This is a genomic window from Nocardia sp. CA-135953 (genome assembly GCF_050955735.1).
In the GTDB taxonomy this organism is placed as follows: Bacteria; Actinomycetota; Actinomycetes; order Mycobacteriales; family Mycobacteriaceae; genus Nocardia.
In genome coordinates this window covers 5457460-5480607 of record NZ_CP192082.1, presented here as the reverse complement: position 1 = coordinate 5480607, position 23148 = coordinate 5457460, and the positions used below count along the sequence as shown (strand labels likewise).

At 63.6% G+C, this 23148-nt stretch carries 23 protein-coding genes and 1 tRNA gene; 12 read left to right on the top strand and 12 right to left on the bottom strand.

Features of this window, described 5'->3' with window-relative positions; all coding sequences use genetic code 11:
* Positions 1-54: 54 nt before the first annotated feature.
* Positions 55-495 carry a DUF1707 domain-containing protein gene (locus ACQPXH_RS25275; protein WP_433598987.1) on the bottom strand — a complete coding sequence of 147 codons (441 nt, stop codon included), beginning with the start codon at positions 493-495 and terminating at the stop codon, positions 55-57.
* A gap of 123 nt (positions 496-618) precedes the next feature.
* On the opposite strand from ACQPXH_RS25275, the gene ACQPXH_RS25270 reads away from it, so the two are divergent.
* Complete coding sequence (locus tag ACQPXH_RS25270) at positions 619-1539, top strand: NADP-dependent oxidoreductase (protein ID WP_433598986.1); 921 nt, start codon at positions 619-621, stop codon at positions 1537-1539.
* Here ACQPXH_RS25270 and ACQPXH_RS25265 read toward each other — a convergent pair.
* Complete coding sequence (locus tag ACQPXH_RS25265) at positions 1536-2162, bottom strand: TenA family protein (protein WP_433598985.1); 627 nt, start codon at positions 2160-2162, stop codon at positions 1536-1538. The two genes, ACQPXH_RS25270 and ACQPXH_RS25265, sit on opposite strands and share 4 nt — an antisense overlap.
* A 96-nt stretch (positions 2163-2258) precedes the next feature.
* Here ACQPXH_RS25265 and ACQPXH_RS25260 point away from each other — a divergent pair, with 96 nt between their 5' ends.
* The gene (locus ACQPXH_RS25260) at positions 2259-3500 is read left to right on the top strand and encodes a phthiocerol/phthiodiolone dimycocerosyl transferase family protein (RefSeq protein WP_433598984.1); all 1242 of its coding nucleotides are present in this window, start codon (positions 2259-2261) and stop codon (positions 3498-3500) included.
* A 12-nt stretch (positions 3501-3512) separates the two neighbouring features.
* Here the strand turns inward: ACQPXH_RS25260 and ACQPXH_RS25255 are convergent, their stop codons facing one another.
* A complete protein-coding gene (locus ACQPXH_RS25255; RefSeq protein ID WP_433598983.1) occupies positions 3513-3908 on the bottom strand; it encodes a PPOX class F420-dependent oxidoreductase in 396 nt (131 codons plus the stop codon).
* A gap of 48 nt (positions 3909-3956) precedes the next feature.
* On the opposite strand from ACQPXH_RS25255, the gene ACQPXH_RS25250 reads away from it, so the two are divergent.
* Together ACQPXH_RS25250 and ACQPXH_RS25245 are read left to right on the top strand one after the other, a co-directional pair.
* Complete coding sequence (locus ACQPXH_RS25250) at positions 3957-4379, top strand: MarR family winged helix-turn-helix transcriptional regulator (RefSeq protein WP_433598982.1); 423 nt, start codon at positions 3957-3959, stop codon at positions 4377-4379.
* Between the two features lie 91 nt (positions 4380-4470).
* Complete coding sequence (locus ACQPXH_RS25245; RefSeq protein ID WP_433598981.1) at positions 4471-4842, top strand: hypothetical protein; 372 nt, start codon at positions 4471-4473, stop codon at positions 4840-4842.
* A gap of 8 nt (positions 4843-4850) precedes the next feature.
* Here ACQPXH_RS25245 and ACQPXH_RS25240 read toward each other — a convergent pair whose 3' ends face one another.
* Together ACQPXH_RS25240 and ACQPXH_RS25235 are read right to left on the bottom strand one after the other, a co-directional pair.
* Positions 4851-5666: a MerR family transcriptional regulator gene (locus tag ACQPXH_RS25240; RefSeq protein WP_433598980.1), complete on the bottom strand. Its 816-nt coding sequence runs from the start codon at positions 5664-5666 to the stop codon at positions 4851-4853.
* 45 nt (positions 5667-5711) lie between these two features.
* Positions 5712-7682, bottom strand: a complete 1971-nt coding sequence (locus ACQPXH_RS25235) for a TPM domain-containing protein (RefSeq protein ID WP_433598979.1) — start codon at positions 7680-7682, stop codon at positions 5712-5714.
* Between the two features lie 30 nt (positions 7683-7712).
* On the opposite strand from ACQPXH_RS25235, the gene ACQPXH_RS25230 reads away from it, so the two are divergent.
* The gene (locus ACQPXH_RS25230; RefSeq protein WP_433598978.1) at positions 7713-8387 is read left to right on the top strand and encodes an MBL fold metallo-hydrolase; all 675 of its coding nucleotides are present in this window, start codon (positions 7713-7715) and stop codon (positions 8385-8387) included.
* A 3-nt stretch (positions 8388-8390) separates the two neighbouring features.
* Here the strand turns inward: ACQPXH_RS25230 and ACQPXH_RS25225 are convergent, their stop codons facing one another.
* Positions 8391-9260: an NAD(P)-dependent oxidoreductase gene (locus tag ACQPXH_RS25225; RefSeq protein ID WP_433598977.1), complete on the bottom strand. Its 870-nt coding sequence runs from the start codon at positions 9258-9260 to the stop codon at positions 8391-8393.
* A 177-nt stretch (positions 9261-9437) separates the two neighbouring features.
* Here ACQPXH_RS25225 and ACQPXH_RS25220 point away from each other — a divergent pair, with 177 nt between their 5' ends.
* From ACQPXH_RS25220 to dnaG, 3 genes are read left to right on the top strand one after another with little or no spacing between them, the layout of a single operon-like run.
* A complete protein-coding gene (locus ACQPXH_RS25220; protein ID WP_433598976.1) occupies positions 9438-10121 on the top strand; it encodes a YdcF family protein in 684 nt (227 codons plus the stop codon).
* Between the two features lie 6 nt (positions 10122-10127).
* Positions 10128-11369 (top strand): deoxyguanosinetriphosphate triphosphohydrolase, encoded by a 1242-nt coding sequence (locus tag ACQPXH_RS25215; protein WP_433598975.1) that lies wholly within the window; start codon positions 10128-10130, stop codon positions 11367-11369.
* 46 nt (positions 11370-11415) lie between these two features.
* The gene (gene dnaG, locus ACQPXH_RS25210; protein WP_433598974.1) at positions 11416-13341 is read left to right on the top strand and encodes a DNA primase; all 1926 of its coding nucleotides are present in this window, start codon (positions 11416-11418) and stop codon (positions 13339-13341) included.
* 110 nt (positions 13342-13451) lie between these two features.
* On the opposite strand, the gene ACQPXH_RS25205 is transcribed toward dnaG, so the two are convergent.
* Positions 13452-13697, bottom strand: coding sequence for a hypothetical protein (locus tag ACQPXH_RS25205; RefSeq protein ID WP_433603573.1), 246 nt, complete (start codon positions 13695-13697; stop codon positions 13452-13454).
* A 212-nt stretch (positions 13698-13909) separates the two neighbouring features.
* On the opposite strand from ACQPXH_RS25205, the gene ACQPXH_RS25200 reads away from it, so the two are divergent.
* Positions 13910-13982: transfer RNA gene (locus tag ACQPXH_RS25200), tRNA-Asn, on the top strand.
* A 237-nt stretch (positions 13983-14219) separates the two neighbouring features.
* Here the strand turns inward: ACQPXH_RS25200 and ACQPXH_RS25195 are convergent.
* On the bottom strand, positions 14220-14519 hold the full coding sequence (locus tag ACQPXH_RS25195) for a hypothetical protein (protein ID WP_433598973.1): 300 nt from the start codon (positions 14517-14519) through the stop codon (positions 14220-14222).
* A gap of 314 nt (positions 14520-14833) precedes the next feature.
* On the opposite strand from ACQPXH_RS25195, the gene ACQPXH_RS25190 reads away from it, so the two are divergent.
* From ACQPXH_RS25190 to ACQPXH_RS25180, 3 genes are all read left to right on the top strand, one after another.
* Positions 14834-15418, top strand: a complete 585-nt coding sequence (locus tag ACQPXH_RS25190) for an XRE family transcriptional regulator (protein ID WP_433598972.1) — start codon at positions 14834-14836, stop codon at positions 15416-15418.
* Positions 15419-15422: 4 nt separating this feature from the next.
* Positions 15423-15893 (top strand): NUDIX hydrolase, encoded by a 471-nt coding sequence (locus ACQPXH_RS25185; RefSeq protein ID WP_433598971.1) that lies wholly within the window; start codon positions 15423-15425, stop codon positions 15891-15893.
* Between the two features lie 128 nt (positions 15894-16021).
* Complete coding sequence (locus tag ACQPXH_RS25180) at positions 16022-17593, top strand: AAA family ATPase (RefSeq protein WP_433598970.1); 1572 nt, start codon at positions 16022-16024, stop codon at positions 17591-17593.
* Between the two features lie 180 nt (positions 17594-17773).
* Here ACQPXH_RS25180 and ACQPXH_RS25175 read toward each other — a convergent pair whose 3' ends face one another.
* The 4 genes from ACQPXH_RS25175 to ACQPXH_RS25160 form a co-directional block, all read right to left on the bottom strand.
* Complete coding sequence (locus ACQPXH_RS25175) at positions 17774-18175, bottom strand: hypothetical protein (protein ID WP_433598969.1); 402 nt, start codon at positions 18173-18175, stop codon at positions 17774-17776.
* Positions 18176-18385: 210 nt separating this feature from the next.
* Complete coding sequence (locus tag ACQPXH_RS25170; protein ID WP_433598968.1) at positions 18386-19405, bottom strand: HypE family hydrogenase expression/formation protein; 1020 nt, start codon at positions 19403-19405, stop codon at positions 18386-18388.
* On the bottom strand, positions 19402-19935 hold the full coding sequence (locus tag ACQPXH_RS25165; RefSeq protein WP_433598967.1) for a cysteine hydrolase family protein: 534 nt from the start codon (positions 19933-19935) through the stop codon (positions 19402-19404). Before ACQPXH_RS25165 ends, ACQPXH_RS25170 begins: the two co-directional genes overlap by 4 nt.
* A 26-nt stretch (positions 19936-19961) precedes the next feature.
* Positions 19962-22787 (bottom strand): S1 family peptidase, encoded by a 2826-nt coding sequence (locus ACQPXH_RS25160; RefSeq protein ID WP_433598966.1) that lies wholly within the window; start codon positions 22785-22787, stop codon positions 19962-19964.
* Between the last annotated feature and the right edge of the window lie 361 nt (positions 22788-23148).

Genomic DNA, 23148 nt, shown 5'->3' with positions numbered 1-23148 from the left:
TCGCGCCGCGGCAGGGCGTTTCGCATGTCGGCGTGCCGCTGGGGTCCGTATCCGCTAAGTGGATTCCGGAGGTCGCGGATTTCTTGCGCCGGAGGTGAATTCGGCACCAGGTTTCCGGTTCGACTGGACGAGCATCCCGATCGCGCTCGGGATCAGCAGCGCGCACCCCCACGGCACCGCGACCCAGAACGGCCAGAAGTATCCCGCGCCGGTGGCCACCCAGATCGTGATGCACAGTGCGTTGACCGCGGCCCAGGGAATCCACATGATGATGACCCATTGCGGCACTCGTTGTGCCGCGGGCGCCGCTTTGCGCGGTACGGGCAGGTCCGAGAGCAGCGGGTTCAGCTCGCCATAGGTTTTGGCGGCGTAAACCTGTTCGAGTCGCTCGTCGTATTCGTGCAGCGACAATCTGCCGTCGTTCATCGCCATCCGCAATTGTTCGGCGATTTTCTCGCGGTCTGCGTCCGATGCCCGCAGCCTTTCCTCACCCACGGGTATCAGCTTAGAGCCTGGTGCCGTCCATGGCAGGGCGTCGCGAAGATCGTCGGTGCATGGAAATTTCCTGCGGGGTTACTCGGTTGACGGCGTATGTCACCGAGTAGGCGGGAGCCGGATATGGCAAGAGCTGTGAAGTTCGATCGTTATGGCGGAATCGAAGAGCTGAAGGTGGTCGAGGTGCCGATGCCGAAGGCGGGACCCGGTCGGGTCGTCGTCGAGGTCGTGGCGGCCGGTATCAATCCGGGGGAGGGGTATATCCGTTCGGGCGCGCTGCACGAGCGTTGGCCCGCGACATTCCCATCGGGTGAGGGGACCGATTTCGCGGGTCGCATCGTCGAGATCGGTTCGGGTGTCGGCGGGATCGAGATCGGGGCCGAGGTGCTCGGATTCACCGGTGAGCGGGCCAGTCATGCCACCCACGTGGTGGTGCCCGCCGAGCAGGTGACGCTCAAACCCTCGAAACTGGATTGGGATGTCGCCGGATCGTTGTATGTCGCCGGGACAACGGCTTTCGCGACCGTCCGGGCCGTGGATCCGCAAGCGGGCGATACGGTCGCGGTCTCGGGTGCGGCGGGCGGCGTCGGTTCGATCGCCGTACAACTCCTGCGGGCCAGGGGCGCAACGGTTCTCGGCATCGCGAGCGAGGTCAATCACGATTGGCTGCGCAGGGTCGGGGTGATTCCGGTGGCCTATGGGGCGGGGCTGATCGACCGGATCCGCGCGGCCGCTCCCGATGGCGTGAACGCGTTCATCGACACGTTCGGTGCCGAATATGTCGATATCGCAATCGAACTCGGCGTCGCGGTCGAACGCATCGACACCATAGTCAACTGGGAGGCCGCCGAGAGGTACGGCGTGAAGACCGACGGCAATGCCGCCGCGGGCACCATCGATGTACTCGCCGAACTCGCCGATCTGGCTGCCGCGGGCACGGTGGAGGTACCTGTCGCGGCGGTGTATCCCCTCGACAAGGTCCAGGGGGCGTATCGCGAACTGGAGCAGCGCCACACCCGCGGCAAGATCGTGCTGCACCCCTAGCCGGGCACCTCCCAGAATTCGTATTCGTGGCGCATGCCCTGCAGGAATAGCGTTTCCGCACGCGCCGGATCGCCACCCGCCTCGTCGAGCATCTGCCCGCAGCGGCGGGTGAGCGCCGCGAATCCGGGGTCGGCGTAGGTGTCGACCCAGCGACGGTAGCGCGGTTCCGACGGCGGATTCTCGGCCAGGATTGTGCCGAGCGTCGAATAGCCCCACATGCACGGGTACAGCGCAGCCAGTCCGTCGGCGTAGGACGCGGCCGACTCCAGCAGGAATGCGGTGTAGGCCGCGCACGGCGCACCCTTCGTCGCACCATCGAGATCCGCGCCGAATTCGGCGGCCAGCGACCGATGCAGGCACAGCTCCTCGTGATACGTCGCGTGCGCGAGATCCACCAGATCGCCCAGATGTGACGCAGGCGCCTGCCAGGCCAGTCGGGCGAACACCCGCACGTAGTCCAGCAGGAACAGATAGTCCTGTTCGAGCCAGGACCGGAAGACCGGTTCGGGCAGATCGCCCTTGGCGATGCCCGCCACCGTCGGATGCGCCAACTGGCCTACCACCAACGGAAAACCCAGCTCTTCCAGATGCGTCGTAAGACTGATGTGTGCCGCGGGACTCATGTGGGCAGTCTCTCTCAGTCGGAGCGGCTCCGGGTTTGCGCCCCGGTCTGTAGTTGCCGCACCCTGAGCGATGTGTTGTGGGATGAGGAGGTTTTGGTGCGGGTGTTGGGTGCCTCGGAACAACGTTTCGTGCGCGCGGGGACCTACACCGGGCGATCCGTCACGGTCGTCGGTGATCTCGATACGAATGCGTTGGGGGCGGCCTTCACCGCACTGCAGCGCGCCTATCCGGTGGTGACCTGCCGGATCGCCGAGGACGCTACCGGCCGCGGCTATCTGCTACGACGCGGCGAGGCTCCGGAGATCGGCATGACGGCGAGCCTCGGTGATCCGGACGCCATCCGCATTCCGGAGCCGATCGATCCGGCCGGACAGCTGGCGTACCTGGATGTGGTGCGCTCCGAGCGCGGCCGCTCGCGCGTGACACTTTTCGCGCACCACAGCGTCGCCGACGCGGGCCACTGTGTCGAACTCCTCACCCGACTATGGGACTTCTACACCGATTACGTCGAATCCGGGACGACAACCGTTGTGCCGCACGACTATCCGCAATCGCTGGAATGGCATACCTCGGCGCGTGGAATCGCCCGCTCGTCGATCTCCGGTTTGGAGAATGTGACCAAGCCGCTGGAGCCCGAGGTCATTCCGCGCGCACCCGCGATCCCCGCGCCCGCCGCACTGGTCCAGCCGCGTCGCATAACCCTGGACCAGCAGGCGAGCGCCCGCATCATCGGCCTCGGGCGCTATCCGGGAGTGACCGTCAACGGCGTGGTCACCGCCGCCCTGCTGCGCGCTTTCGCCTCGGAAAAGGCCAGGGTCACCGGTGATCCCGTGCCGCTCGGCTGTCTGTATCCGGTGGATATGCGCACCCGCCTCGACCCGCCGGTCGCGCGTGCGGAAGGCACCAATATGGCGGGTCTGGCCTCTTTCGCCGCGGCGGTCGACCTCTCCGCGGACATCCTCGAACTGGCCCAACACATTTCGGCCCGATTGCGGCATGATCTGGCCGAGGGCATCGTCCAGCAGTCGGTGCTGCACTTCCCGGATTACTTCGGCCCAACCCGGATCCACTCACTGGCCGGACATGTCGCGGTGACGAATACCGGTGCCGTGCCCGCCTTCCGCATCCCCTCGAATATCGCCCTCACCGACTATGAGATCGTTTACGTCTCCGCTCATCCGCGTCCCTCCGCGGGCGCCTCGGCGGCAGTCACCTTCCTGGTCTATACCTTCGAGGGCCGACTGACCGTCGGTGTGCTCGGCCGCGATGCCGACCGGCTCGTGCCCGCGGTGCGCGACGAATTGACGGCCCTCGCGGAGGAGGCCGTCAGCTCCTGAGGGCGCCTGCTGCTATTGGTAGGTTGCGTGTGTCGGGCGCATGACGAGCACGACCCGGCGCGGATGGTCGGCGACCGGACGCTGATACGGCAGGTCGTAGCGCCGCGCGAGCACATCGAAGAATTCGCCGTTCGGATCGGGTTCGATGGCCTCGATGACGCCGCGGACCTCGAGGTAGCGGTATGGCTTGTCCGGATCGTTGATGCTCACCGCGACTTCGGGATTCTGCTTGGTATTGACGGCCTTCCGTCGATCGATCGTGGTCGTGAAGCGCAGGCGCCCGCCATCCCACACCTGCCATACCGGTGTCACCTGCGGAGTGCCGTCCGGGTTGAGCGTTGCGAGATGGGCGAACAGCGGTCGCGATAGCAAATCGGCGTGGCTCTCGGGGATTACGGGGTCGTCCATGTTTCAAAGACTATCAAGGCTTTGATAGTTCAGCTATCTTTGACACTTATGAAATTGCCTGCGGAGCAGCGGCTCGGTCTGGACCTCAAGCGCGCCGAGCAGGAGCTGATGGCCGTCAAACACGAGGCGGTCAAACCGCTTACGGTGCCGCAGTACGCGGCGCTCTACGCGCTGTCGGAGAACCCGGGCATCTCCGCTGCCGCCCTCGCCCGGGAATGCATGGTGACGCCGCAGGCGATGACAGTGGTGCTCAAGAACCTGCAGGAGCGCGGTTTCGTGGAGCGGACACCGCATCCCTGGCATCGCGGTGTACTCGAAACCCGCCTGACCCCCGCCGGTCGCAAAGCCTTCGCCAAGGCCGATGCCAAGGCCGCCGCCATCGAGCGCCGCGTGGCCGCCGCCTTCAGTGCGCAGGAGCGTGAACAGTTGCGAGAGTTGTTGGCCCGGTTCACCGGTGCCCTACAGCAGTGAGGGGCCGGTAGGTTCGTAGCGAAAACGTTGTGATCGAGGAAAGCGGGTGTTCGAACGGTGCGGACCAACAGAGAACGCGGGGGTGTGCTCGGTGCCGCCGCCATCGGTGTCGGGGCGCGGTTGGCCGTCGGATCCGATCTGGGTGACGCCGCAGGCCCGCATCGACGTTGCCACGCCAGGCCGTGCCGCTGCCAGCATAGCCGGGGTGGCTTGGGCGCCGCCGCACGGCGTCGAGTCCGTCGAGCTGCGCATCGATGGAGGCGATTGGTGCCCAGTCGATCTCGGCACCGAACTCGCCCCCACCGCCTGGCGCCGCTGGCGCACCACCCTCGACCTGCTCGCAGGCGAACACACCATCCAGGCCCGGGCCATCAGCCGCTCCGGGGAAGTCCAAGATGGCACCCCACGCTCACCCTTCCCCTCCGGCCCAACCGGCTACCACGCCGTCACCGTCGAGGTTTGACCGCGCTGTCAGGTGTGGATGGGTTCCTGGAGTTCGGTGACCCAGCCGGAAGGGTCCTTGGTGTGTTCGAGGGTCACCTCGCGGGCCGGGCCTGCGGAACGGTATCCGTTGGCATCGATCCATTTGCCGAGGGACTGCCACGGTTCCAGGACCTCGTCCATGCTGCCTCGGTGTACGACGGTGGCCGCTTGCGGCACCGCGGGTAGGTCGAAGATCGCGAATTCGTAGGACGCGGCGGGTTCGACGTTGACCGGCATAGCGGCGTGCACATGCACGGACCCGTCCAGCTGCTCCTCGTAGTAGGCGATTGCGGGTCCGACGATGGCGACGCCTGCCTGTTCCAGGCGGGTGCACAGCTGGTCGAACAGCGGCCCGACCACAGGGCCGATCGTCTGCGGCTCGAAATCGGCTGCAATGCCGGTCAATTCGGCGACCCGGACGGCCGGGATGGATTTGACCACCACATCATTGGCGGGCATAGCGCCCTCCTTCTCGATAATTCGGAGTCGCGTTTCGACCTGGACGAGCCGGGCGCGATCGCCCCTGATTTGCTGCTCCAACTCCGCACGGCGCAGCGCGAGCATGCCGCGCAGTTCCGCGGTGTCAACCATGTCGTCGAGGATCCGGCCCACCTGTTCGAGGGTGAAGCCCAGATCCTTCAGTGCGACAATGCGATTGAGCCGAGCGAGCCGGCCGCCCTCGTAGTAGCGGTAGCCGGTCGCCGCGTCGACCCGGTCGGGCCGCAGTAGCCCGATCGCGTCGTAGTGGCGCAGCATTCGTACCGATACCCGTCCGTGTCTGGCGAAGTCTCCGATACTGAACATGACGACTCCTGGTATATGGCCTCACACGGTGTCAGGGTCAACCCCTCAGAATCGGCCGCCCCGGCTGATGCGGCGGGATCCGCTGGAACCGCCGAACGAACCGGGGATGTAGCCGCCGGAGCGTTGATGGGTGGCGCCGCGCAACAGTCCCTCGATCAGAATTCCGCCGAGCACCGCACCGGCCTGCGCTGTGCCCGATGATGGTTGGCTGTTCTCCCAGGCCCGCACGCTGGCCTGCGCCTCCTGCAATGCGCGAGCACCCAGGTCGGCGGCGGTGTGTGCGCTGGTGAGGGCCTGCGCCCGATCGCTGGTGGAAAGCTGTTGTGCCGCATCGAGATTGCGCTGTGCTTCGGACAAGCGGGTACGTGCCTGTGCGTCGATGCCGCCGCGTCGGGTGCTGATGTAGTCGGCTGCCGCGCCGATCCGGGCGCGGGCATCGATCAGCGCCCGGTCGAGCCGGCGCTGTAGATCCTCGGCGGCAAGCTTGCGGTCGGTGGCGGCGGCATTGGCCAGGTCCAGCGCGTTATCGGCCGCGACGGCGTCGTGGAAGGCGTCCAATGGGTCGCTGGTCGCGGTGGCGGTTGCGATGGTCAGGGCCGTTTCCGCCGCCGTGATGGCGGCGTGCAGATCGACACCGCCATAGCCCGACAGTTCCTTCGCGGTGGCGATATCCGCGCGCAACTCGGCGAGTACGGCGGGCAGTCCATCGGTCGCCTGCTGGATATTCGTGGCCGCATTGTCGACGGCATCGAGCAGCGTGCGCGCCTGTCCCACCGCGCCTTCCGCGGCCCGGATCGCGGCGACCGCACCGCCCTGTTTGCCGACCGGCTGGGTGAGAGCAGTACGTCCCGTCTCGATGTTCTGCTCGGCGAAGGTGATTCGTTCGCGCGCCATGGTCACGTTGTCTCGAACCGGTGCGAGCACGCTGGCTGGATACGCGGTGGTGAGCCGAGTGAGTTCGGTCTCCGAACCCGGCGCGCGTCCGGTCAATTCGACCAAATCCCTTGTCAGCCCGTCCAAGCGAGCGGATGCGTTGATCAGCAGATCCCGCATCGCATCGAATTCGGCCACCTGAGCGTCGAGTTCCCGATCGGCCCGCCCGACCGTGCCGATCAGATCGACCAGCATGACGCGCTGCTGATCCGGTGTCTCGGGAATATCGTCATCGAGCTGCTGTCTGATCGAGAATGCTTTGGCAGCAGCCGATTTCGCATTCGCCAAGGCAGTGCTGAACGTGGTGACCGCGGTATCGCCGAATTCACCGGTCGCCAACGCCAACTCCTCGGCGCTGGTCCGCACGGCATTGTCGATCTCGACCAGCACCTCCTTCGACCGGTCCTGCAATGCATCCACTGACAATGCCGCGAGCGCGGCGGAATTATCGGGATCCAGTCGCCGTGCTGTCGCCAACTCGGCCCGCCTGCGGTCGGCGCGCCGCTTGCGCGAATACAACACCAGCCCAACGACGATCAGCACAATCAGGAAGGCGACGATCAGCAGCGTCCGTCCGTTCACCCCACCACCGCGCATCGCCGAATCCAGCCCGTCGGCCATCGCTACCCCGGCGTCGGCCCACCGGGCGTTGCGCAGCTCGGGCTCCACATCGCGCGTCAACACAGTGTCCAACTCGGAATCGCTGACACTGCTGGGTAATTCGCCTTTGAACCAATAGGCGCGATCCTCGGTCGCGACGGCGAGCAACAGATCACGCCCACCGAATCCGGACATGGTCGCGGTGCGGTCGGCCCACGTCTGCGGACTCATCCCGTTGAAATCGTGCACGTAGACGACCCAGAGCCGCATCTGCTGATCGGCGTAGAGATCGTCGACCGCCGCTGACACCCGATCGAGTTGTCCTTGATCGAGCACCTGCGCCGAGTCGACGACATACGGTCCCATCCGCAGCGGTGGCTCAGCGCCCGCCGTGCCACCGGCCGGCGCGACACAGAGAAACGCCACGCTGAGGACCACCGCGGCGAACCTGCGGATTCGACGAATCGGCGCTATCAACGGCATGGGATGAATCTAGCTGGCTAGCATCGAACTGTGATCACGATCGACCTGCCGTACACCGGTCACGTGTCCCGTGGATCGAATCCGCAACAGCGGGACGTCCCCGGTGCTCGCGTAATCAAAATGTCCGTCGGTGGCCTGGACAACAACTGCTATCTAGTGCAGTGCACCGCCACCGGCGCGGCACTGCTGATCGACGCTGCCAACGAAGCCGACCGGATAATCGAACTCGTCAACCAGGAGACGCCTGCCCGCGTCGCCCTGGTCGTCACCACCCATCAGCACCGGGACCATTGGTTGGCCCTGGAAAAGGTCGCCGCCGCCACCGGTGCACCGACCGCCGCGCATCCGCTCGATGCCGAACCGCTCCCGGTGCGCCCCGACCGATTACTCGCCGACGGCGACCTCGTCGAGGTCGGCGACCTTGCCTTCGAGGTCGTCCACCTGCGCGGACACACTCCGGGCTCGGTCGCCCTCGCCCTGGTAGACGGTCCGGGCGTGCATCTGTTCACCGGCGACTCCCTTTTCCCGGGTGGAGTCGGCCGCACCACCAATCCGGAAGACTTCAACTCCCTCTACTCCGATGTCACCACCAAGCTCTTCGATCGCTACCCGGATGACGCCGTCGTCTATCCGGGTCACGGTGATGACACCACGCTCGGCGTCGAACGCCCGCACCTCGGCGAATGGCGCGAACGCGGCTGGTAGGTCTCATACGGCGCGCGGATTGAGGCTTTCGAACATCCGCTCGCTGCTGTCCGAACCGTGGCCGCCGGCGACCTGGTGATCGACCAGATTCTTGATCGCGCCGACGATGTCCAGGGCCACGCCCGCATCGCGGCTGGCCGACACGATGGCCTCCACGGCGGCCTTGGTGAAATCCAAGGGCTGGAACGGTTTCGAGTAGTCGCCGGAGTCGATGGTGGCTCCGGCCCTCGGAAGTGATCCGGTCATCGCAGCGATCCAGCCGGACGCGCGTTGGCCGAAGCCCTCGGCCGACATGCCGATCGTGCGAACCATGGCGGCACCGTGATAGAAACCCGCGAACATGGCGTACATTCCGGCGAGCAGGGCGAAGTCGATCAGTGCGGCCTGCCCGGCGTCCGCGCCGAAATACTCTGCGCTGCCGAGTAATTCGAGGGTTGCGCGATGGTGGTCGAAGAGTTCACGGGAGCCGCTGTACAGCACGGACGAGCCAGGCAGGCCGATCATCGGCGGGACGGCCATGATGCCGCCGTCGAGGAAGTCGATGCCCCGGTTCGCGGCCCATTCGGCCAGTTCACGCGACCCGCGCGGCTCGGTGCTGGTCAAGTTGACCAATGCGCGTCCGGCCAGGACATCGGTCACCGGGTCGAGTACCGCGTGCACGGATCGATGGTCCAAAAGGCAGGCCACCACGAGATCGCTCGCGGTCACCGCCTCGGCCACGGTCTGCGCCGATTTCGCGCCTGCCGCAACGAGTTCCGTGTCCCGACCGGCACTGCGGTTCCAGACTGTCGTCGGATGACCGGCCCGTACGAACGCCGCGGCCAGCGCCTGTCCCATCGCGCCGAGTCCGAGGACCGTCACGGATGTCGTCATGTATCCACTCCTCAAAGTATCGAGATGCTGGTTCGGCGCCGGAATTCATTCTCGATACCCGCTGCACTACCGACAAGTACTGACTAATAGGTTCAGTACTAACCGAAAGGTAAGTGTGGGCGGATCGATATGCGTCGGTTACGTTCTCGTCGAGGGTGACCTGGCAAACTTGGTGAGATGAATTCGGCGACCCTGGCCTCGGCTCCCGGATCCGGCGCATCCCGCGGCGTCGGAGGCGGGCTGGTGCGCTGGGCGCGACGGCTGGTCATAGGAGCGATCGTGATGGGTGCGGTGCTGGTCGGCGGCACGGCATTCCGGGTTTGGCAGGTCGCGCGAATCGACGACTACACCAAGGCCGACGCGATCGTGGTACTCGGCGCCGCACAATACTCGGGCACCCCGTCGACGGTGTTCGAGGCGCGATTGGACCAGGCCTACAAACTGTTCAAGGCCGGTGTCGCACCGAGGGTGATCACCGTGGGCGGCAAGCAGGAGGGCGATCTGTACACCGAGGCCGCCTCCGGCAAGAACTATCTGGAGGATCGCGGCATACCGAGCGACCGGATCCTCGCGGTGGAAACGGGTTCGGACACCCTGCGTAGCATCGAGGCCGTCGCGACCGCCATGAGTGCCCGCGAGATGTCCTCGGCGGTGCTGGTCAGCGATCCGTGGCATTCGCTGCGCACCAGAACCATGGCCCGCGACGCCGGACTCGAAGCCTGGACCGCGCCGACCCGGACCGGCCCGGCCGTCTACACCAGGGAGTCGCAGGCGCACGGAATCGCGAGGGAGACAGGCGCTTTGCTCTGGTATCAGCTCACGCACTTTTCGTCGGACTTCAAATACTCAGCGGGGCAGTGAGATTCGATGTATACCGAGCACGACCGCGAGCGAATGGTGGTGGAGGGAGCCAAGACCGCCGGACTCGGCCCGCCGCGCAGTGAATTCGAAACCGGCCACCGCACCGAATTCGCCCGCGACCGGGCCCGCGTGCTGCATTCCGCGGCCCTGCGCAGACTCGCCGACAAAACCCAGGTCATGGGGCCGCGTGACGGTGATACCCCGCGCACACGCTTGACCCATTCGATCGAAGTGGCTCAGATCGGGCGCAGTATCGCCGACGGTCTCGGCTGTGATCCGGATCTGGTCGACCTGGCCGGACTGGCGCACGATATCGGCCATCCGCCCTACGGCCACAATGGCGAGAAGGCCCTCGACATGTTCGCCGACGCGTACGGCGGATTCGAGGGCAATGCGCAGAATCTACGCATCCTCACCCGGCTGGAACCGAAGGTTCTGGATGCGGACGGCACGAGCGCGGGCTTGAACCTCACCCGCGCCGCACTCGACGCCGCCATCAAATACCCTTGGGGTAGAACAGGTTCGGGCACCAAATTCGGCGCCTACGATATCGATCTGGATCGGCTCGAGTGGGTGCGGAAGAATGCGCCGGATCACCGCAAGAGCCTGGAATGCCAGATCATGGACTGGTCCGACGATGTCGCGTACTCAGTGCACGATGTGGAGGACGGCGTAATCGCCGGGCGCATCGAATTGCGGGCCCTCGCCGATCCGTCCGAACAGGCGGCACTAGCCCAACTCGGGCACGGCCAGCACCCGACGCTTTCGGTGGACGACCTGATCGGTGCCGCCCAGCGCCTCTCCGAACTGCCGGTGGTCGCCGACGCCGCCTGCTACGACGGCACCCTCGCCAGTTCGGTCGCGTTGAAGCGCCTCACGAGTGAACTGGTCGGCCGGTTCGCCACGGCTGCGATCATGGCCACGCGGGAGGTCGCCGGGCGCGCGGTGCTGTCCCGGTATGCCGCGGATCTAGAGGTCCCGCCGATCGTCGCCGCCGAGGTAGCGATGCTCAAAACCGTCGCCCTGCGCTACGTAATGTCCGATCTCGTGCACAAGCAGCGTCAGGCCGTGCAGCGCGAGCGGATACAGGCGGTCGCGACCCGACTGCTGGCGACGGCACCGAACGGGCTGGACCCGCTGCTGCTCCCGTGGTGGCACGCCGCGACCGACGACACCGCGCGAGTCCGGGTAATCGTCGACCAGATCGCGTCCTATACCGAGAGTCGACTGGAGCGAGTAGACGCGTGACCAGCCGCTGGGCGTGTCGAGGCCGGACTAGCCTAGACTGGCCGCCGTGGCCGGACGACTCCCAGATCGCGATATCGCGGCAATACGCGAACGCGTCCGGATCGAAGATGTGGTGGGGGAGTACGTCGCGCTGAAGCGCGCGGGTGCGGACTCCATGAAGGGCCTGTGCCCGTTCCACGACGAGAAGTCGCCGTCGTTCCATGTGCGGCCCAACCACGGCCTGTACCACTGCTTCGGCTGCGGCGAGGGCGGTGACGTGTTCGCCTTCCTGCAGAAGGTCGAGCACGTCGGCTTCGTCGAGGCGGTCGAGCAACTCGCCGATCGGATCGGCTACCAGATCAACTACGAGGGCGGCGGCACCTCGGTGCAGCGCGACCGCGGCACCAGGGCCAGATTGGTCGCCGCCAATACCGCCGCACACGAGTTCTACATGGCCAAACTGCGCGAGCCCGACGCCGAGGTGGCGCGCAAATATTTGACCGACCGCAACTTCGACGGCAATGCCGCCCAGCAATTCGGCTGCGGCTACGCCCCTGCGGGCTGGGACACGCTCACGAAGCATCTGCTGCGCAAGGGCTTCGACTTCAAAGAGCTCGAGGCAGCCGGGCTCTCGCGCCAGGGTCAGCGCGGCCCGATCGACCGCTTCCACCGGCGGCTGCTGTGGCCGATCCGCAATCTCGGCGGTGACGTCATCGGCTTCGGTGCGCGCAAGCTCTCCGACGACGACACCATGCCCGGCAAATACATCAATACGCCGGAAACCTTGCTGTACAAGAAGTCTCAGGTGCTCTTCGGCCTGGACCACGCCAAGCGCGAGATCGCCAAGGGCCACCAGGCGGTGGTGGTCGAGGGCTACACCGACGTGATGGCCATGCACCTGGCCGGGGTGAGAACCGCCGTCGCCTCCTGCGGCACCGCCTTCGGTGACGAACATCTCGCCCTGTTGCGCCGACTGCTCATGGACGACAACTTCTGGCGCGGCGAAATCATCTACACCTTCGACGGTGACGCGGCCGGCCAAGCCGCGGCACTGAAAGCCTTTGCGGGCGACCAGAAGCTGGCCGGGCAGACCTACATCGCCATCGCGCCCGACGGCCAGGACCCGTGCGAACTGCGCCAGCGCTCCGGCGACGGCGCCGTGCGCGATCTGGTTGCCCGGCGAACCCCGTTGTACGAGTTCGTGGTTCGCGGCCTGCTCGCCGACCACAACCTGGACACCGCCGAGGGGCAGGTCGAGGCGCTGCGCCGCGCCGTGCCGGTGGTGGCGCAGATCAAGGACAACGCGCTGCGCAAGGCGTACGCGACCAAGCTCGCGGGCTGGGTCGGCTGGGACGATATCCAGACCGTGGTGCGGCGGGTCGGTGAGGAAGCCAAGCGCAATCGCAACGGTGGGAGTCCGGGCGGCCGTGGCACAAGGGGCGGCGCGTCACAGCGCAGCGCGGTTGTAGCCGAACATCCCGCCGCTCGGCCCAACCCGAACGACCCGACTCTGCTGCCGCAACGGCAAGCACTCGGTGCGGCACTGCAGTATCCGGCGATCGCCGGTGCGGTTTTCGATTCGATCGAGACCGAGGCCTTCACGCATCCGGCCTACGCCGCCGTCCGCGCCCTGATCTCCCAGGCGGGCGGCACGGCAACCGGACTCAGCGGTGCCGAATGGGTCAACGCCGTCTCCGACAGCACAGACGATCTGACACTGCGTGCTTTGGTCTCCGAACTCTCCGGCGAACAGATTCCGATGAAATCCGCCCACGACGTTCCCCGCGTCGTTACCGGTCTCCTGGCTCGAGTTCAGGAAGCCTGGGTCGGGCGCCAGGTTGCCGAGCTCAAATCAAAACTCCACCGTGTCTCCTCAACGGAACAACAGGAGGCGTATATGGAGCTGTTCGGCGACCTCGTTGCGTTGGAGCAGTATCGCAAGAGTCTGGAGGCCCAGGTGATGGGTAATCACGACGACTTCGCCGCTGGCTGAAATGCAGGCTCAACGGTCGCAACGGTCGTGCAACCGGTTGCGAAAGTCTCTCGCGGCGGCCGCGACAACGGGTCGATCAGCAGGCTCGCGCTCGAACGAATAGCGCGAACTCAGCGGCGCAGCTGATCCTGCGGCACCAGAACAGTGGTCCGCTCATCCAGCGGCACCATCGGCTCCAACTTCGCCTGGGTGCTGAGCTTGTCCGACAGCTTCTGCCGCCCGATGAGAACCAGCTTGCGAGTCACCGGGCTCCCGGTCACCGCGCGGGTCGCCGCACTGATCTGTTCATAGCGACCCCGCCCGGCCTTCGTGCCGAGCACGTATCCGGCCGCAACACCGATGATCAACCGCAGCATCTCGTAGAGCTCCTCCCAAAGTGCCTGTGCGCGGCTACCATCCTGCCCGACGCCCAGTGCGCCTGTCGATCCGGATCCACCCCACCGCGCGCCACCCCCGGACACGCCGAAGCCCCCGCATGTCTCCAGGTAGAGACGCGATTTGGGTAGGCGAGCGCGGATACGCTAAAGTTTCACCTCGGCCCGCCCAGTACGGACGAGCCAAAGGATAGTCCCCTATAGCTCAATTGGCAGAGCAGCCGACTGTTAATCGGCAGGTTTCTGGTTCGAGTCCAGATGGGGGAGCGCGAAACAATCCCCTACCAGTGCAAACCGGTAGGGGATTGACTTGTATCTAGGCCGGTTCGCGGTCGACATGCAGGAGTCGCTCGGCGCGGTGAAGATCGCCCCCGCAGCCGCATAGGTCCGGGGCAACGACGGGGGCCTACTCGCCACCCTTGTCGTGGGGCCAGAAGATCGCTGCCGCTATCACCAGCAACGGCAGACCGGTCGCGACCGCGTACCCGGCGACGTTCCACGTGCTCACAACGCACCACCGAGTACTGGCCAGCGCGCGAATGACAAACGCGGGCAAGCAGTTTCAACGTCCGCAACATGCATGAGCCCGTCTAATTCGAGCGCGCCGACGTGATCGGGCGCGGGCAGGATCACCGCATCGGCCTCGGCATTGCGTACCTGATCGACCAACGGCAATAGGTCGGGCCGCTCGGGCCACACCAGCCGGTAGCCGAGTCGCCGCGCGAGCCGCTGCACTTGCGCGGCGTCCCAGTCCGGCGCGGCGCTGTGGTCGTAGTCGATCCATCCGAGCGCGATCGGCTTCACTCGACTACTCCCCTTCGTTCCGTTGAGGTGCCCCGCCGCCGGAGATTTATGGTCGACCCGGCGGCGCGGCCTGGAATCAGCGTCTCGCTGATCATCGGGACGAGGGAACCTCCTACGTTTCCCACTTCGGGACGTCCCGACGGGTGTACAACGTCCGTATGTCGAATGAGCGGTTGCGCGCCGCGATAGCGGCGCGAGGATGGACTCACGCGAGATTGGCGGAGGCGACAAATGTGGACCCGAAATCGGTTGAACGCTGGGTAAACCTCGGTCGAGTCCCTCGGCGGCGCACCGCAATCCAAGCTGCCGAGTGTTTGGGTGAGGACGTCCATGCCCTGTGGCCCGCCCTACAGCAGGCGCGTAGCGCCCGCGCTGTCAGCCCCGAACTCGTTGCCCTCTACGACCAGCGGGCCGACGTCCCGGCGTCGATGTTCGTCAACCTGTTCGCGGCAGCACGCAACCACATCGACATCCTGGTGTACGCGGCGGTCTTCCTTCACGAGGCGTACCCCCGGCTCAATGATCTGTTGATCGAACGGGCCGAGGCGGGCTGCGCGATCCGGATAGCGGTCGGTGATGCCGATACCGCCAACGTCCAGCAACGGGGCAGGGAAGAGAAATTCGGGCACGGCATCGAATCCCGTTGCCGTCTCGCCCTGATGCACTACCAGGCCCTGCATGCAACGCCCGGTGTCGAGCTGCGCACGCACGACACGACCCTCTACAACAGCATCTACCGCGCCGACGACGAAATGATGGTCAACGCCCACGTGTGGGGAGTGAATGCCTACGGCGCGCCCGTCTGGCATCTGCGCCGTACCCTCGACGGTGGCCTGTTCGACACCTACACCGACAGTTTCGACGCGGTCTGGCGCACGGCCCGACCGGTGGAAGGGTAAGGCGATGGCACGCAACGAGTTCTACGACGACCCCGCCGCACCCCAGCCGAACAGTCTCGTCGTGGCGGCCTCCGCCGTGGTGTGCGACGACCAGGGCCGAATCCTGCTACAGCGGCGCGCCGACAGCGGCCTATGGGCACTGCCCGGTGGCGGCATGGAGATGACCGACAGCCTCCCCGGCTGCGCTGTGCGAGAGGTCAAGGAAGAGACTGGTCTCGACATCGAAATCACCGGGCTCGTCGGCACTTACACCGATCCGCGCCACGTAATCGCCTACACCGACGGGGAGGTCCGACGCCAGTTCAACGTGTGCTTCCTAGCCCAGGTCGTCGGGGGCGACCTCGCTATCTCCGATGAGTCCACCGAACTGCGGTTTGTAGCCCCCGCCGAACTGGACAGCCTCGACATGCACCACACGCAGCGACTCAGGCTGACCCACTACCTGGAGGGGCGACCCGCGCCGTACCTCGGTTGAAGATTCAGCGCAGGGAAGGCGCGTGGTGGGCGATTCGGCGCCGACAGTCCGAGGGCTTGCTCGGCTTCGCGCACTGGCTCGGCGCCAGTCTGTAGCGGCTTGGCCCGTCGGTTGCAGCGATTACGGTGATGTCGTGCACGACTGCATCACTTGTGCACGGTCTCGCCGAAGTGGCACTATGTAGAAGTATAGTTCTTAGAAGTATACTTCCATCTATGTCCGCCTTAGTGAAGCCGGACCGAGTGTTCGACCGTGACCGCGAATGGGACGGATTGGCGCGGTTCGCGACGTCGCAGAGTCCGGATGTGCGGTTGGGGATCGTCAGCGGGCGGCGGCGGCAGGGCAAGACGTTCTTGCTGGATGCGTTGGCCGACGCGGTGGGGGGTTTCTTCTTCACGGCGACCGATGCGACTGAGGTCGAGGCGCTGGAGGGTTTCGGCGCGGCTGTGGCTGCGCATGCCGGTGGTGGCCGGTATGCGTTTCGGAATTGGGATGAGGCGTTGGAGCGGTTGTTCGCGGTGGTGGGGGATGGGCTGGTCGTCATCGATGAGTTTCCTTATCTGACCAAGGCCAGTCCGTCGTTGCCGTCGGTGTTGCAGCGTGCGCTCGACCCTCGCGGTTATGCGCGGCGGGCGGGTTCGCGGGTGTTGTTGTGCGGGTCGGCGATGTCGGTGATGGGGCGCTTGCTGGCCGGCAGTGCGCCGTTGCGTGGGCGGGCGAGTTTGGAGTTGATCGTCAAGCCGCTCGATTATCGCGAGTCGGCGCGGTTCTGGGGGATCGAGGATCCGCGGTTGGCGGTGTTGGTGCATTCGATCGTGGGTGGGACGCCGGCGTATCGGCGTGAGTTCGTCGCGGGTGATGCACCGGCGTCTCTGCAGGATTTCGATTCCTGGGTGTTGCGGACGGTGCTCAATCCGCAGGTGCCGCTGTTCCGCGAGGCGCGGTATCTGTTGGCGGAGGAGACCGACATCCGGGATGTGGCGCTGTATCACGCGGTGCTGGGCGCGATCGCGGGCGGGCACACGACACGCGGTGGTATCGCGAACACCATCGGCCGCAGTTCCACCGACATCGGGCATCCGTTGTCGGTGCTCGAGGATGCGCAGCTGGTCATCCGGGAGGCGGATCCGTTCAATCGGGGCAAATCTGTATATCGGGTGGCTGAGCCGCTGATCGTGTTCTACGAGGCGATCATGCGGCGGGAATGGACCCGGTTGGAGCGTGGGAATCACGAAGCGGCATGGCGTAATTCGCGTGCCACGTTCCTGTCGCAGGTGGTGGGCCCGCATTTCGAGGGAATCTGCCGGGACTGGGCGATGTCGGTGAGGCCCGAGGTGTTCGGTGAGTTGCCCGGGCATGTGGCAGCCGCGACAGTCAGCGACCCGCGTGAGAAGCGGCAGATTCAGGTCGATGTCGCGGTGCTGGCGCCAGAGGAGACCGGGCAGCCGCGACGCATCCTGTCTCTGGGTGAGGTCAAATGGGACCGCACGATGACCGTCGGGCATGTGGACCGCTTGCGCCGTGCGCGAGAATTATTGGCGGCCAAGGGATATGACACCAGCCAAACCATCCTGACCTGCTACGGCGGAGCGGGATTCGATGAGAACCTGCAGGTTGTCGGCACAGGCCTCGGGCATCGCCCGCAGAAAGTCGACAGCCCGATGCTGGTCGACTTGAACACCGTCTACGCCGTGGTGTAGCAGCGGCGACCGGTTCTGGCGGACTCGAGGGTGCGGCGGGCGGCTCGATAGGTGTGGTCGCAGGAGTGATTCCTCAGCTCGGTATTGCCGAACGGTGGTCCGTCAGTTTCCGAGTCTGCGTGGGTCCGGGGAATCCGAGTTCGGTGTATCCGGCGGCGCGTTTGCGCAGCGATGAGGCGATCACGGGGGTGAGAACGTCATGGTAGTCATGGACGGCGGCAGTGGTCTTGTCGGTATGGGAGCGGGTGATACGGCCGACGTATTGGATGAGGTGGACTTTGAAAGAGACCGGTGCGGCCAGAAAGAGGGTGTCGAGGGCGGGCAGTCGAAACCCTCGCCGATGAACGATCCGGTGCCGATAAGAAGCAGCGGAAAGTTATCGGCGGATTGTCTGGCGATCTTGTCGGTGATCGCTTGGCGCTCACGGGCTTTCATGCCGCCCTCGAGCGTGATGAAGTGTCGCATCCAGCGGATGTAAGGCGTTCGACCAGCGCGTCCACGTGATCGACCCAGGTGGTGACCTTCACGCCCGACATTCCGGTCGAGCAGCAGATTCTCGGCGCGTTGCGGGGTTGACGTCACGCACTAAGCCGTTTGACCAAACTCGGCAGGTCAGCGCCGATATAAAGGCCCTGATCGACCGGATTCGAGGTCCCGAACTCGCGCACTAACGAAATGAGCCAACTCAGGCCGGAACCTGGGTTCGGCGCGCATGGAATGTTGCGGCAGTGGGAGTTCCGGCAGTTGTGGGGCAGCGTGGTAACAACACCATGGCGCGGATGGCTTTCGAGGTCAGCAGAGTCGCGGTATACCCAAGGCTTCCGGGTAGTCGAGCAAGATCTGACGGCCTTCTGGGGTGCGCTTGCTGACGAGCGGTCCAAGCCGATCAGCGGTGCTGGCGTATCCGATCAGCCGCGACCTAGCCGTTTGGCTGAATCCACGCAAGATCTCGAGCGCACGATCGGCGGACTCACGTGGACAGGTGAACAACATGTTCCCCTCGTTCGTCAAAGCCAGGGGATCCAGCGCAAGCAGTTGTGCCGCTGCGCTGACGGGCAGATCCAGATCGAGTGTGTCGTCCTCGATCTCCCAATGGAGTCCTGTCGCACGTGCGCCGTCCCAGAGAGCTCCGATCAACCCGCCCCGTGTCAGATCACGTGCCCCATGCAGCGGTACCACTGACACGACCGCTTCGATGGGGTCGGCGAGTGCACAGACGTCGCTTGTGACAACTTTGTCGAAACCGAGGCCGAACCGTGCAGACAGGACGGCGATCGAATGGTTACCGAACGGTCCTGTGACCCCAATGACGTCTCCAGGCCTTGTGTCTTTCAAGCTCAACAGAGACGGTGTGAAAGGCTGCCCTACCGCACTCACAGCGATAACGAGCTGAGGCTCATGGCCTGTGTGAACTTTGGTATCGCCACAGAGAACGGTACAGCCCGATGCTTCCGCCTCTTGTCCGAATGAGGTCAGGACGCGGAACAGGACATCTCGTCCGAGTGAAGCCGAGATGAGCAGACCGACTGTGAGAAACCGCGCCCGCGCACCGCTGGCCGCGAGATCGTTGACCGCGCCGCATACCGCGAGTCGTCCTATGTCGCCACCCGAGAACTCGAGGGGATCGACGGTGTACATGTCGGTCGTGACGACTTGCTCATCGAAATCGACCGCGATTCGCGTGCCGTCCTCCGATAGTTCCTCTATCCCCAACGCTGGAAAAATCAACGTAGTCAACAGATCTGCTGTGGCGCCGAGGCCGTCCCCGGCCCCGATGCCGACCGGAATATGGAAATCTTGTTTCTCGGTCATAGCTCGGAGATGAACTCCTCCACAGTTTTTGCGGCGCCGACGTATTTGTCGATCCATTCGACTGCCTCAAGTCGAACATCATCCCTGGTGGAGATGACGGCATCTGAGGCCACGATAACCTCGAACCCACGATAGTACGCGTCGGCGGCGGTTGTCAGAACGCATATCTGAGTTTGCAACCCGGTCAAGACAATACCTGAAACCCCATTGTCTTTGAGGCGCTCCTCCAAATCGGTGCCGAAGAATGCCGAATGCTTTTCCTTAACGATGACCTCGCCGCGAATCGGTAATATCTCATCGATTAGCTCGGCGCCATTGCTTCCCTTGATGCAGTATCGATCCCCGAAACGGGAGAACTGCACGTCATTCGGATCCAGCTCAAATTTGGTGTAGTATATGGGCATCGCTCGACGATCGAATTCGGATATTAGACGCAGTATGCGCGGAATCGCGTCATCGACCATAGCTCTGCGCCGCTCTTCTCGGCATAAGTCGATTTGAAGATCGATCGCCAAGCAAGCCCAGTGCATAATTTCTCCATAAGTGGATGGGATATCTATTCCACATCGAGTTCGTGAAATATCGGCATGAATATGTCGTGCAGTCTTTCACGCAGAAGCGTGTTAAGGCGAGCTGGTGTATCCCGCCGCAATCGGACTATCTCGTCCTTGGCGATAAATCGCATGTTGGCATATGGTCTGGTTTTCGATATCAGCGATACTTCGTCGACTGGGCTCCTTTCCAGCGCGAGAGTGAATATTTCGAAATACAGTCTTTTCGATCCCAATGTGAGCTCGGTATTAGTCCGCCAGACAAACCGCGCCGGGTCGATGACGAGACCGAGTCCGCCCAGGCATTCTCGCGCGGAAGCGATGGTAAAAAGACCTCGCGGGGGAGTCGAATTCGGGCCGATGCCGACAGCTCGAAACGCACGAGTAGTTACCGCTTCATCATCCTCCTCGCGTGGGGCAATCGTAAGAGTTGCGGATGGGTCGAAGGCGGATAGATCACTTTCGAAAACGCGGGCGGAGAGATTGGATAGAGTTCCTGCGGAGTCGAGCGAATTGAAGACCGTTCTTTCCTGAAGTATCAGACGACGTGCACCTGCCGTCTCGGCGTGCAGTATGACCAGCGAGGTTGCGAGGCGTAGGTTGTCGACGGCGGGTGAAGAAGAGTGCAATCCGCTGACCGAAATATGACGTGCGCCAGGCAATTGTCGAAGCCACAAAGTGCGTTCGAACAGGTCGCGCGAAGATTCTTTCAGCCGACTATGTAAATCGAGTAGATCTTGTCCGAGCTCTGATTCTGCGTTTACCTTGAAGAATATTCGCTGTTCACGCGGTTTATCGGGAAACCGTGGCGAGACGCGAAAGTAACTCTTTCGGTCCGAATGAAACCAAGTGCCGATGAACGGAGGAATAAAAGAAAACTCCGATATTCGGGAATTCTTGGCCATCGCCTGTCCGCGAGAGTTCAACAGCATCTGCATCGTTCGCGAGCCCGCGTTCAAGCGGTGTCTGAACTGCCCGACGTCAGAGTCTGCGGGGAGGAGGGTCTCGAGTATCGCGCTGGCAGCGTAGTAGATGCGTAGAGTGTGCCACGGCCCGAGCCCCCGTGACATTCGAATGGCCCAGGCGCGGTCGATCGAGTCGGCGAGGCGATAGTTCGTCACACCGACAATCTCGATATTATCGAATTGAGCGAGCTCGTCTATGTAAGGACGCTCGAACGGATAGCTTTCATCGACATGTAGATAGTCGTGCTTGGGGTTTCCGATCCGCGCTGACCCGGTTCCTATAATCGGTTGTCCGCTATCGGAAGTGAAGATTCGAACAGAGTAGGCTTCAATAACGGGAAAGCTCAGCCGCCTGGAAGGCTGCAGTTCGCAGCTGAACTTCAAAGAAATATTCTCGATGCTTGTGAAGTCTGCGCCGGGGATGAATTTTCCACAGATAGCTGAAAGCGAGTCGAAATTCTGATCTATGCCAGTTGAAATAGCGCCAGTTCTTTTCATTTTTAGAAAAGCATGTTCTGTCACGAGAAAGGCCGGCTCGAAGGTAGTCGCCAGAGCTGCCGCAGCTTCTGATACCGCCGGACAACTGATAGAACTTCCGGATAGGACCGGCGACTGTATAAATGACAGACTATCGGCGTATGCGATGACAGTCGCAATTCTAGATGAGTTGTTCAGCATTGCGAAATGAAAACTCATCGCTAGAGCAAACAATGCTTGTACACTGGATCTGAGGTCGCCTTCGACATCCAGCATCGCAACATTCATCGTCGATCCACTGAAGTCGACTGTCACATTTCTCTTCGATGTGGATTCGAGCTGATGCACTGCATAGAGTGCCTGTGCGATAGGCGTATGATACAGATCGACCAGTTGTTCGGCGTGTAAATTCATGAATTTAACGACCATGATCGCGCCTGAGCCGCGAGTATTGGTGGTCATCACCTGGGAGTGGTGCTTATTTTCATCGGGTCGTATTTGCATTTCGCGCATCGTGGCAAGCGCCGATTCTATGAGCGCCAATGACGATCTGCGTTCGCCGCGGAGTAGATCCACGGCCGCATCGTCCAGTGAGCTCAATATCGTATGGATAGCGAGCCGGTCCCGTGTAGACAGCATCGCGCTATTTAAGTTGTTCGCGATTGTGAATGCGGCGCGTATCTTTTCCAGATTCTGGTCCTGTGCGGCCGTCGGGAACCAACCGATCGCGGACTCTTCGGGAAATTCCGATAGTGCGAAAGGCGCTGAAGCGGCGCGAGACAACACCGGGCTGTGTGGCACTATTCGGATTATCGGCACCGCGAAGCCGACTTTGCCACGGCTAGCCACATCCTTGGTGACGACAAGAGCCACTACTGCGTTCTCTCGTTCGGACCAGACCGCTCCACCGCTGAAACCGGGGTCGATCATGACGTCGTTCTCGACGTTGAGAGCCACCCACATCAGCGATGATGCTTTGCCGATGGTGCCGGAAGATGGGACGGAGTAGTCATAGCCGGTGGGAAACCCATACGCGGTAAAAGGATGTCCGTCCAGACTGATGGTTGTGGAAAGCGGCGCCGGCGTGATGTCGGCTGGGGGATCGACGAGCCGGAGTAGTGCGTGGTCCCCGAGATCTGGGAGTGCCCACCCCTCGGGAAGCACTTCCGCCTGGGAGCTCCGGCCTGACGATCTACTCGACTGGAGTAGGGGAAAGTCGATGAAAACGTGCTCACCTGGGCCCGTCGCTCCCGCGTCTTGGACAACGTGTGCCGCAGTCAGCACGTGGCGGCTGTCGACCGCGACGCCTGCCCCGCAGATCGGACCGCCCGGTGATCCGCTGACTCGTGCGAGCCACCCCCTGGACTCAAGTGTGTTCTGACTCTGCACCAGTCAGAACATAGCGCTGATTGTATTGGCACGCCAAGGTTTCGGTGGTGTTGTTGCCTCGCTCCGGTCGACCACGTCTGTCGCGGCAACGATGGCGTGCGACGTGCGATGAGCCCGCCGGTGACCGGCGATCCGTCACGGCCGTGGACCGTTCATGACAAAATACTGCGATGGGTTGTGTTCGATTGAAGCCGGATTTCGCGTCGGCCGCCGCATCGAGCCGATAGCCGATGTCTCATGTGCTTAACGCCGAAGTGGTCCGCTCGAATGTTGCTGCGGCCATTGGCAATTGGGTAACCAGGGCTCGGCTCCAGGGGCCACCGTCCGGCAGACATCGTTGGCTCGACGAGTCGGATGGCGG

Bases quoted from the DNA above. Each gene is read 5' to 3' on its own strand.
- ACQPXH_RS25270 (WP_433598986.1), top strand. From the start codon at position 619: ATGGCAAGAGCTGTGAAGTTCGATCGTTATGGCGGAATCGAAGAGCTG.
- ACQPXH_RS25265 (WP_433598985.1), bottom strand. From the start codon at position 2,162: ATGAGTCCCGCGGCACACATCAGTCTTACGACGCATCTGGAAGAGCTG.
- ACQPXH_RS25255 (WP_433598983.1), bottom strand. From the start codon at position 3,908: ATGGACGACCCCGTAATCCCCGAGAGCCACGCCGATTTGCTATCGCGA.
- ACQPXH_RS25250 (WP_433598982.1), top strand. From the start codon at position 3,957: ATGAAATTGCCTGCGGAGCAGCGGCTCGGTCTGGACCTCAAGCGCGCC.
- ACQPXH_RS25240 (WP_433598980.1), bottom strand. From the start codon at position 5,666: ATGTTCAGTATCGGAGACTTCGCCAGACACGGACGGGTATCGGTACGA.
- ACQPXH_RS25235 (WP_433598979.1), bottom strand. From the start codon at position 7,682: ATGCCGTTGATAGCGCCGATTCGTCGAATCCGCAGGTTCGCCGCGGTG.
- ACQPXH_RS25225 (WP_433598977.1), bottom strand. From the start codon at position 9,260: ATGACGACATCCGTGACGGTCCTCGGACTCGGCGCGATGGGACAGGCG.
- ACQPXH_RS25220 (WP_433598976.1), top strand. From the start codon at position 9,438: ATGAATTCGGCGACCCTGGCCTCGGCTCCCGGATCCGGCGCATCCCGC.
- ACQPXH_RS25215 (WP_433598975.1), top strand. From the start codon at position 10,128: ATGTATACCGAGCACGACCGCGAGCGAATGGTGGTGGAGGGAGCCAAG.
- ACQPXH_RS25205 (WP_433603573.1), bottom strand. From the start codon at position 13,697: ATGCTGCGGTTGATCATCGGTGTTGCGGCCGGATACGTGCTCGGCACG.
- ACQPXH_RS25185 (WP_433598971.1), top strand. From the start codon at position 15,423: ATGGCACGCAACGAGTTCTACGACGACCCCGCCGCACCCCAGCCGAAC.
- ACQPXH_RS25180 (WP_433598970.1), top strand. From the start codon at position 16,022: ATGTCGTGCACGACTGCATCACTTGTGCACGGTCTCGCCGAAGTGGCA.
- ACQPXH_RS25170 (WP_433598968.1), bottom strand. From the start codon at position 19,405: ATGACCGAGAAACAAGATTTCCATATTCCGGTCGGCATCGGGGCCGGG.
- ACQPXH_RS25165 (WP_433598967.1), bottom strand. From the start codon at position 19,935: ATGCACTGGGCTTGCTTGGCGATCGATCTTCAAATCGACTTATGCCGA.